The organism is Mucilaginibacter sp. P5_A6 (assembly GCF_056400585.1).
Genome location: NZ_JBFUKZ010000002.1, coordinates 182724 through 193449, shown reverse-complemented (window position 1 = coordinate 193449; position 10726 = coordinate 182724). Strand labels below are relative to the sequence as shown.

At 41.9% G+C, this 10726-nt stretch carries 6 protein-coding genes; 1 reads left to right on the top strand and 5 read right to left on the bottom strand.

The features are described 5' to 3' along the window. Positions 1–87 precede the first annotated feature (87 nt). A complete protein-coding gene (locus tag AC1DO4_RS02875) occupies positions 88–1629 on the bottom strand; it encodes a Do family serine endopeptidase (protein ID WP_477412780.1) in 1542 nt (513 codons plus the stop codon). 190 nt (positions 1630–1819) lie between these two features. Here AC1DO4_RS02875 and dapF point away from each other — a divergent pair, with 190 nt between their 5' ends. Beyond that, positions 1820–2605 carry a diaminopimelate epimerase gene (gene dapF, locus AC1DO4_RS02870; RefSeq protein WP_477412778.1) on the top strand — a complete coding sequence of 262 codons (786 nt, stop codon included), beginning with the start codon at positions 1820–1822 and terminating at the stop codon, positions 2603–2605. A 303-nt stretch (positions 2606–2908) separates the two neighbouring features. Here dapF and AC1DO4_RS02865 read toward each other — a convergent pair whose 3' ends face one another. The 4 genes from AC1DO4_RS02865 to zwf all read right to left on the bottom strand — a co-directional run bounded on the left by AC1DO4_RS02865 (position 2909) and on the right by zwf (position 10718). Beyond that, positions 2909–4543, bottom strand: a complete 1635-nt coding sequence (locus tag AC1DO4_RS02865; protein ID WP_477412776.1) for a RagB/SusD family nutrient uptake outer membrane protein — start codon at positions 4541–4543, stop codon at positions 2909–2911. Positions 4544–4563: 20 nt separating this feature from the next. Beyond that, on the bottom strand, positions 4564–7797 hold the full coding sequence (locus AC1DO4_RS02860; RefSeq protein WP_477412774.1) for a SusC/RagA family TonB-linked outer membrane protein: 3234 nt from the start codon (positions 7795–7797) through the stop codon (positions 4564–4566). 670 nt (positions 7798–8467) lie between these two features. Then, positions 8468–9196: a 6-phosphogluconolactonase gene (gene pgl, locus AC1DO4_RS02855; protein WP_477412772.1), complete on the bottom strand. Its 729-nt coding sequence runs from the start codon at positions 9194–9196 to the stop codon at positions 8468–8470. A gap of 4 nt (positions 9197–9200) precedes the next feature. Continuing rightward, entirely contained in the window at positions 9201–10718 is a 1518-nt protein-coding gene (gene zwf / locus AC1DO4_RS02850) for a glucose-6-phosphate dehydrogenase (RefSeq protein ID WP_477412770.1), read from the bottom strand. Positions 10719–10726 lie beyond the last annotated feature (8 nt).

Genomic DNA, 10726 nt, shown 5'->3' with positions numbered 1-10726 from the left:
AACTACTGCTCAAAACAAAAAGCCCGACTCGCGGGCTTTTTGTTAAATATCTGCACATCTAATATCTGCACATTTGCATATCTGGACTTACTGCACCTGGAACATATTGTTAAAGTTTGTGCCATCCGGATAATAGCCTGAAATTACCAGGTTACCATTGCGCAGGTTGGTTATAACTTTATCAATATCAGCCACACTGCTAATAGGTGATTTATTGATACTGGTGATGATAGAACCTACCGGAATTTCAAAGCTATCAAATACCCTTCCTTCGCGGACCTGGGTTACCAAAACACCGGAGTTTACATGAAACTTAGCCTTTTGAGCCTGGGTTAATGGCTGAAAGCTTGCACCCAGTTTATTAAACAATTCTTCTGCCGATTTTGAAACGGCAGCAACTCGGGTTGTTGGGTTTGCATCAGCTTTAAGTGTTACGGCAAAATTCTTTTCTTTGCCATCGCGAAGCACGGTAAGATTTATTTTATCCCCAGGCTGCATCCGGCCCACATGTTCCTGCAGGTCTGATGATTCATAAACGGGAATACCCTCTACTTTTGCGATAATATCGCCTTTTTGAATCCCCGCTTGCTGTGCACCTCCACCATCAACCAGGTCATTAACATATAAGCCGGTTGTGTTGCTGATATTAAATTTTTGAGCTGCATCCGGATTAAGCTCTGTAAAGTTCACGCCAATAAATCCGCGTTTTACCGAGCCAAACTTTTTAATATCGTTCAATACCTTTTTAGCAAGGTTAACCGGGATAGCAAAGCCGTAGCCTTCATATGAGCCTGTGTGGGATGCTATCGCGGCGTTAATGCCTATCAGCTCGCCTTTGGTATTTACAAGGGCCCCGCCGCTATTACCTGGATTAATGGCAGCATCTGTTTGAATGAACGACTCAATGGCTTTGTTAAGTTTTGGTGTGGCTGGCTGGTTACGGCTACGCCCGAACGGGTTGCTCTCGTCCTGGCTGTTCTCGCTGCCAATAATACCAATGTTACGGCCTTTAGCGCTTATAATACCCGCGGTAACGGTTGATGTTAAATTAAACGGATTACCAACCGCTAAAACCCATTCACCAACGCGGGCATCGTCAGAGTTGCCTAATTTAACAATAGGCAAATCTGTAGCACTGATCTTGATCAGGGCCAGATCGGTACTTGGGTCGGTACCTATTACTTTAGCCTGAAAGGTGCGGTGATCATTTGTAGCAACTGTGATTTTATCCGCTTTATCAACCACGTGATTATTGGTTACAATGTAACCATCGTTCGAGATAATAACACCCGAGCCTGAGGCCATCTGCGGTCCCTGCGGACGTATGCGCTGGCCGAACATATCACCAAACATCTGCTCCAACTGATCCTGTCCGCTGCCTCCTGATTGACTGCTGTAAGTGGTACGAATGTAAACTACAGCCGGGGTAACCGCAGCGGCGGCCTCCGTAAAATCAAGCGAGCCGGTTGATGATACTACCGGTGCTGATGGATTGCTGGTGAAATAAACCTTTTGTTTGTCCTCAAAACTTAGGTTATCCGCGTATTTACTCTCGATAACTTTGTACGCGCCTAAAGCCAGGGCTCCTCCTGCAAAAGCGGTTAATAATGTTAAACCAATCTTTTTCATCTTTATATTTGCCTTTCTTTGTTTATGTGAATTAAATTTAACAAATCAAATTTAATACCATATAGACTACATAATCAATGATTAGTTATCAGGATTTTTGTTAAAATTTGTTAAATTGTTTTTACTTAGCCGTATTGGTTGCTACAAAGGTTAGGCTACAGGTAAGTAACTGATATTAAATGATATTATTGTGAAGATACGATTTTATAAATACCAGGGCGCAGGTAATGATTTTATCCTGGTTGACAACCGTGAAAACATAGTTGACCACAGCGACCCGAGGCTGATTGCCCGCCTCTGCGACCGCCGTTTTGGAATTGGCGGCGACGGCATGATGTTTCTGCAAAATAAGGCTGGGTTTGATTTTGAAATGGTATACTACAATGCTGATGGCCAGCCCAGCAGCATGTGTGGTAACGGAGGCCGATGTATTGTAGCCTTTGCCAAATTTTTAGACATCATTAAAAACGAAACTGTTTTTTTGGCAGTTGACGGTCCGCATAATGCCAAAATTACAGACGAGGGGGATTGGGTGAGCCTGCAGATGATTGACGTAAACGAGTTAAAAACCGACCTGGATGCCTATGTACTCAACACAGGCTCTCCGCACTATGTAAAACTGGTTGAAGACCTGGAGCATCGTGATGTTTTTCATGAAGGCAGGGCCATCCGTAATAATGCTACCTACCGCAAGCACGGCATTAACGTGAATTTTGTAGAACCAACAGAAGACGGATACTTCGTGCGCACCTTTGAACGCGGGGTTGAGGATGAAACCTTTGCCTGTGGCACCGGGGTTACCGCAGTGGCACTTGCCATGGCCAGCCATAACCAGCTAACAGGGCACATTGATACGCCCATAAAAGTACTTGGAGGCAAACTCAATATTCGCTTTAATTACGATGGCAAAGTGTTTTCGGATATCTTTTTAGAAGGACCTGCCGTACAGGTGTTTGATGGTTCTGTGGAGATATAGCGATCCGCTTAATATAACAGGGCTAAGAAATAGCCTGAGGTATTCTACTGTTCCGTTCCGCAATGTGAACAGGATACACTAAAAAACATGAAACATAACGATAATTCGCTGTAAATTATTGATTACAAACAACTTATGCCCATTAAAATTTATTTTTTGTACGACAAACATTGTCGTACAGGCATCTTTTTTTATATCGAAACAGCGAAACACATCCCTTCTGGAATAATATAAAAGGCCGTGCATTTGCTTGCACGACCTTAACAGTAATATTAACTGAAATTATATAAAGAACGATACAAATCAATTAGGATTTTTAACCGGGGCACTTCCTGCACCGGGCGGGTTTAATACTACCTCATCTGCAGGAACGTCCCAATAATCAAGGAAATTATAATTGATAGTTGCATGTGTACTTAATACTCCATTTGGCGAAAGTACAACCGCATTTGTCCTGCCACCACCTTTTGAAATATCATAGATTACGCCCCATCTCCTGGCATCGTAAAATGCTGTTCCTCTAAACAATAAGGCAAGACGTCTTTCTTTACGCAACTCTTCTTTTGCGGCAGCCAAAGTCAAACCTGTGCCTGAAACTTTTGCAAGCCCGGCACCCTGGTAGGTCCTTACATTGTCTATACTTGCCAAACCAAGATCAATTTGCCCTGTATTGATCAGCGCTTCAGCTTTCATCAACTCATTTTCTTCGTAGGTTCCGCCTATATAAACTTCTTGCTTACCAGGTGTTTTATTAGCAAGCTGGATAGCCCCATTATTTGGAACTGCATCAATTTTCGCATCATATAATTTCCATCTTGTACTAAAAGTAAACCCGCCAACCTGGTTGTAAAATGGTGTAACTTGTAGGAAATTTTCAGCCAAACGTTTATCCCCCGGTTTAATATCCTGTACCAGCCTTTCGCTTATTGTAAAGCTACTTGCAGTTTCGTCACCAGCGGTATTTACAGCCACTGATCCTCCGCCTGAAGAAAATACATAATTGTTTTCTGTTGAAAATCCTGCAAAAATGTTATCGGTAGATTGTATACCCGCAGCAGTTAACGTGAGGATAGATTGCCAATTGGCGGCTGTCATGGCAGACGCACTGGTGTTAACCAGCAGGTTACGTGCCATTAACGTATTTATGCTATGTACAAACATTGCCGGTGTAGGTACTTTGCCATTACCTACCTGGAAAAATGAAGGGATCAATTTCCCCATTAAAGTAGTATAGGCCTCTGTGCCGGGTATCCCGTTTAAAATAGAAGCTGCCTGTGCAAGGTTTTTATTTGATTCGGTAATTAAAGCCGCGCTATTCACATAAGTGGCATTTGTTGTACTTATCTCGTTATTTATAAGTCCCGCATAGTAAATTGAGCCAAGCCTGGCGTAAGCATAACCTTTCCACCAGTAAGCCCAGGCTTTGTAGGTGGCCAGCTTTGTAGCTGCATCGCCCGATAAACTTACAGTACCTGCAAGGGCCAGGATTTGATTACAGGCGTTATTTAACCCATACATGCTCTGCCATTCAAAGTAAAACATGTTCTGACTTTGTTTGTCGCGGGTATTGTTGAGCCTTAAATTTGCTATTTGGGGCTGTGTATTTATTACTTTTGAGCCGTCATCAAGTATTGCATAATCGGGAACGTTAACAAGATTCACGTTATTGTTTGCGGCCTGTGCCGATACATCATCAGCAAGTAATTCATGATAGCCGTAGCAGAGGGAGAAAAAACTGTCGCCCAGCCATCCGTCACCATTTACAAAACCGTTAATGTAAATGCTGCCTGCTGCAAGCGAGGTTAAGCCCGATTCTGTTTTTGCCTGTTCAAGCGTAGGCGAATTAGGGTTTTTTACGTCCAATTCCTTTTTGCAGGATGATGACACAACAAAACCAGCTAAGAGTACTGATGTTATAATATATTTATATTTTTTCATTTTATTTTAGTTAAAGTCAATTAAAATCCAAGATTTAAACCGATCTGGTATGATTTGCTGTTAGGTGTAGAATCATGATCTACCCCCCTGTCAAACGGAGAATTGGATGTACCGGAACTGATTTCCGGATCAAACCCGGTATACTTGGTAAAGGTTAGCAGGTTGCGGCCTGTGAATGTTAAAACGGCCCTTTTGAATACCTTTTTACTTATAAGGCTCGAAAAATCATATCCGAGATAGATATTTCTCAATCGTAAAAAAGAAGCCCCTTCATAAAAATAATCTTTAGTGCCATTCCTTGCACCGTTTACTCCACCAATAATGTCGGCATAAGCGCTTCTGTAGTAAGCTGTGTAAGCGGCGGATGTGCCACCTATATTAACAGCTTTGTCATAATCGCCGCTGATACCATCCCGGTATTGCCATTCCCTGGTTTGGTTATAAAGGTGGCTGCCGTAAACCCAATCAAACTGGAAGCCAAATGAAAGCGATTTATAGGTAAAGTTGTTTATAAACGCCGCATTAAACTTAGGGTTTGGATCGCCAAATGATGAGGCCTCACTTGCAAATTGAATCCCTTTTGTAGCTATATTAACAACCCGCCCATCAACAATTGTATATTTACTGTAATCGGCCGGGAGTATGTATGGCACGCCGGCGCTGTTTGTCTCGCTCAAACTTGTTAGTGCTTTATTACCAAAGATCTGACCGATTTTTTGACCGGCAGTCAAGGTTAAAAAGGTGCTGCCTGCTGCGGTATTCAGGATGATTGGCGCCCCGCTGGTGCTGGTTATCATTGTTGTAGCCTTACTAAAGTTGGTTGTGAAATTCCAGTTAAAATCCCTGGTTTTCAGGATGCCAATATTTAAAGAAGCCTGAATACCGTGAGATGAAAGGCCTATGGCATTGGTTTTTATTTGAGTACCACCCGTTGATGGAGCTGTATTGATATTGTAGATAACGTTATCTGCTTTACGATTCCAATAAGTACCGCTCACATTGATTTCGCTAAACCAATTGCCCGATGCTCCTTTTATAGCTATATCAGTACCAATTTCATATTCTTTTGAAACTTCTACTTTTAAGTTCGGGTTAGCAAGGGAAGTTGGTAAATTAAATGTAAGCGCCGAGCCAAGGTTTCCTGGGTTTATGGTAGGGTATCTGTCAAAAGGCATTGGCTGGGTACCGGCCTCACCGTAACCGCCCCTTATTTTAAATTCGGGGATTACGTTTCCTAAAGCTGAGTTTTTCCAAAAATCAAACGACGATGGCCTGATATATGCGTTTGCATTCGGGAACGTAAACGGCTTTGAACCGCCACCAAAAGCCGATGAATAATCACTTCTGAAACCACCAGCCACGCCGCCATAGTCACCGAAATCAATTTTTTGGTTTACATAAAAACCATAAGTAATAAAAGGCGTGGTGTAATCATAAGATACCGCTTGTGTTGCTGTTTGGTTAAAATTATAAATGGCGTACTCCGGCAGCTCCAGGCCATAGGTATTGTATTGTTTATCAACGTTTTTCCTATAGTCATATCCTACCAAAGTGCTTGTTGTGATGGGCAAGTTGATATGAAAGTCCTTTTCAAAGTCGGTTTTAATAATAGCCGAGCCATTAAAGTTTTGGAAAGTAATGCTGCCGGTATTTTTATCCAGTTCGCCTTTAGGATTGGCAGCATAATTGCCATAATATGAACCAAGATCGATAGCAGTAAGCGTACCCGACTGATTTTTGTAAATGGTATTTTGCTCGGCATGCGCGTAATTGATACCGTATTTGGCGTTTAATGTTATAAACTTGTTGATCTTGTAATCGGCTTGTATATTTTGCAATATATCCTCCCGGTTTGTAACCCGGTTTGCCCATTGGGTATAATAATTTGGATTAGACCCGTTTACGCTGACAGTGCCCGAGTTTAACGACAATGGATAACTCCCATCGGCATTTTTCTGATTAAAATCGTAATAAGGCGATGCATTCAAAACGTCAAATATCCCACCAGCATTACCAATTCCGTAATTTGGGTTAAGGGTGTTTTTAGTATAAATAAGCTGAGTTATCGACCTGATTGTAAATCCTTTGAATAATTCAGCTCCAATATTGGCTGTTAAGTTTGTCCTGTCGTTATAACCATTATTCCTGATATTACTTTGCTGATGGTTATTGGATATGGTTAAGTTATAATCAGAATTATCATTTGCACCCGAGATGGCTGCGCTGTTATTGGTAGTATAGGCGGTTTTAAATAGTTGCGCCAGGTGATCATAATATTTTAAGTTGGTTCCGTATTGCTGATGGGCAATATTTAAAGGATTTGACATCGCAGTAGGATGGCCGTTTGACGGATCGGCTCCGTATGCCCATTGAATGCCCAGGTATCTGCCATCCTGGTTTCTTACCACAGGCTTGCCATCGGCATCAATAAATATACCACTGGCGTCAACTTTAAAGCTGCTCAGTTTTGCCTGGTGTACATTACCAATGTTTAAATAATTGCCGGCACTTACGCTTGATGAGACATCTATCCGGGCCTTACCCAATTTACCTTTTTTTGTGAACACCTGGATAACCCCGTTTGCGCCCTGTGCACCGTATATTGTTGAAGCTGCGGCTCCCTGCACTATTTCGATATGATCAACTGTAGCGGGGTCAAGTTGGCTAATATCAGTTGAACGGGATTCGATACCGTCGATCAAAATCATGGGCGATGTACTACCCTGAACTGTATTGATACCCCTTAATACAATATTGGTTTTTGCCCCGGGTGTGCCATCAACAGATGAAATCTGGGCGCCGGCAACCTGGCCTATCAAACCCTGGTCAATAGATGCCTGTGGCGAAGAGGAAAGACTTTTACCCGAAACAGATTCAACAGAAATACCCAATTTGGCTTTACTCGTAGCCACCCCCGATCCTGTCACAACAACCTCACTTAGTTGTTTAAAATCGTTCGCTAAAGCTACATTTACCACTCCGGTGCTGCCAATCGGCACTTCTGTTTTTGCAAAACCAATGAAAGTAAAAACCAGTGTAGTACCTGATGAAGGTACACTGAGAGAAAATTTACCTGAACCGGATGTCTGTGTACCTATCCGTGTACCTTTCACAGTAACACTTACTCCGGGAACAGGTAAGCCATCATCTTTGCTTGTAACAGTACCTGTAATGGTTCGATTTTGGGCGTACGCGTATTGGCAAAATAATGCCAATAGTATCCCCATCAAGTTTTTGAGAAAACTTTTTTTCATGCTTTGATCAGTTATTAGTTAATAATTTGTGCAGCCACAATATAGATTGTAACAATCACAATACAAATTGATCCTTGATTTTTAGCATTATAGCAAAAAATTAGCTTAATTATAATCTATCTTGACCACATTTATAATATATCGGCAGCAAAAATCTAATAAATTTAATTTTATCGTTAGCCACCGCTAAAAAAAGCCGATATTTTGCAAAATCAATTTGCAATTTTTTACACTAAATCGATTTCATGATAAATTTTTCGGATTTTTCACTTAAAAAAATTATCAATATCATAAACAATTGATTTTTACTACTGCTTGTATTTTATATTTTTTGAGAAAATCTAAGTATAACTAAAATAAGATATCTTAATGCCTTCATTTTTATAAAAAAGATCTAAATAAAAGTATAAATAACAAATAAGCCTTTAAAAAGGCCGGTCAAGATATTTTTTATTCTCATTTTATGCAAAAAAAACTATACATATACTAAATTTTTAAAACACTAAGCTATATATTAATTTATCGCGGCGTTGTGCGGGGATTCCTTTTAAGCAATTGCCTCCATGATCCTGAGAACACCAGAAACTATAATAAAAATGCCAGCAGTGTATACACTGCTGGCATTTTAGTTCGAAGCCAGAGAGCGCCCGAACAATTAGACGTTAATTTTTTATTCTCCTTCCAGGTTCGCCGCGGCGGGTTCATCTAAAAACCATTCTGTTTCGCCAACTATGGAGTCGATTAGCTGGGCAGGGTATTCTTCAATATTTTCTTCATCTTCCAGTACATGGTGTACAGCAATTGCTTTGCCTTCGCCGTATACCAGGAACGCAATGTAACGGGCATCGTTAATCAAAGGAGCATTAAGCGTAATACGCCATACCTGCTGATCTTCCAGCCAAACTTCCTTTACACCAGGCGTGGTATCATGCAAAACCGGTGTATGCGGAAACAGCGACGCGGTGTGTGAGTTATCGCCCAAACCCAACAATACAAGATCGAAACTCAGCTCATCTTCATCAAAAAAGGTAGAGATCATTTCCCAATACCTGGCCGCGGCTTCTGCCGGTTCAAACGTAGTGTCGACCGCAAAAACATTGGCTGGGCTTATCATTAATGGATCAAACATAGCTGTTTTTGCCATCAGGTAATTACTATCCTTATGATCCTGAGGCACATTGCGCTCATCGCCAAAAAAGAAATAAACCTTTTCCCAATCAACCTGGTCGGCGTAACTGGTAGAGGCAAGGAGCTCATATAGTTTTTTTGGCGAACTGCCGCCCGAAAGGGCAACAGTAAACTTACCTCTCGCTGCAATTGACGCGTCAGCTATTTTTACAAAATAATCCGCCAGCGCTACAAGCACCTCATCGGCAGTATTAAATATATTCAGGTTCATAATACTAACGTTTTTTGCCGTTTACCGGTAATGTGAACCAGTTAAATCCGTCGCGGGCAATTAATGCCTCGGCGGCTTCCGGCCCCCATGAATCAGCCGAATAGTTAGGAAAATTCAAACTCTTTTTATTTTGCCAGGTGCTCAAAATAGGCATTACCAATTCCCATGCCTCTTCTACCTGGTCGCCACGCATAAACAGGGTCTGATCGCCCAGCATGGTATCCAATATCAGGGTTTCATAAGCCTCAGGTGCCTGGTTGGTATAAGTGCCTTTATAGTCAAACACCATATCAACCACGTTTAATACCATATCAATTCCGGGGCGCTTGGCCTGTACCTGCAAACGGATACTCATCTCTGGCTGAATGCTGATGATGAGCCTGTTTTGCTGCCAGCTTTCTGCTGCCTCAGTTGGGAATATCAAATGCGGCACATCTTTAAATTGAATGGAAATAACCGATGATGACTGGTGCATGCGTTTACCTGTACGTAAATAAAACGGAACACCCTGCCAGCGCCAGTTATCTATAAAGAATTTGATGGCTGCAAAAGTTTCTGTATTTGATTCGGGATTAACCTTTGGCTCTTCGCGGTAGCCGGCTACTTCTTTTCCTTTCATCCATCCGCTGCCATACTGGCCCCTAACGGCCGAATTACGTACATCCTCGGGTGTAAACTTACGCATGGCCTTTAATACATCAACCTTACGGTCACGTACCTCATCGGCGCTAAAGCTAACCGGTGGCTCCATGGCTATGTGGCAAAGCAATTGCAGCAGGTGATTTTGGATCATATCCCTCATCGCGCCCGATCCGTCGTAGTAATCTCCGCGTTCTTCAACACCCAGTTGCTCGGTAACCGAGATCTGTACGTGTTCAATATAATTACGGTTCCACAGCGGCTCCATAATGGAGTTGGCAAAGCGGAATGCCATAATATTCTGAACAGTTTCTTTACCCAGGTAATGATCTATACGGTAAATCTGGCACTCGTCAAAAATGCTCTTTAGTAATGTATTTAGTTCCTTAGCTGTTTCCAGGTCGTGTCCGAATGGTTTTTCGATAATGATACGCACCCGTTTTTTATCTTCGGCCAACTTGGCTTTTGATATGTTGGACGCGATGATTGGGAAAAAGTTTGGCGCTACAGCCAGGTAAAACAATACATTGGCTTTGGCTTTCCATTCGGCATTGTGTTTTTCAATGCGTTTGCCAAATTCTTTATAGGTTTCAAAGTCGGTTGCATCTGATACCTGGTAATAGATATTTTTTACAAATTCGGCCCATTTTTTTTCGTCAGTTTTTCCGCTGCGCGAAAACTGGTCGATGTCGTTATGTAAATTGTCCCTGAACTGCTCGTCAGTCAATTTTGTACGACCTGTACCAATTATCGAAAACTGTTTAGGCATCCAGCCATCTAAAAAAAGATTATACAGGGCCGGTGCAATTTTCCGGGAATTTAAATCGCCCGTACCACCAAAAATGATGAATATGGTAGGGTCTGATTTTGTGCTTGAGCTCATTGTGATCA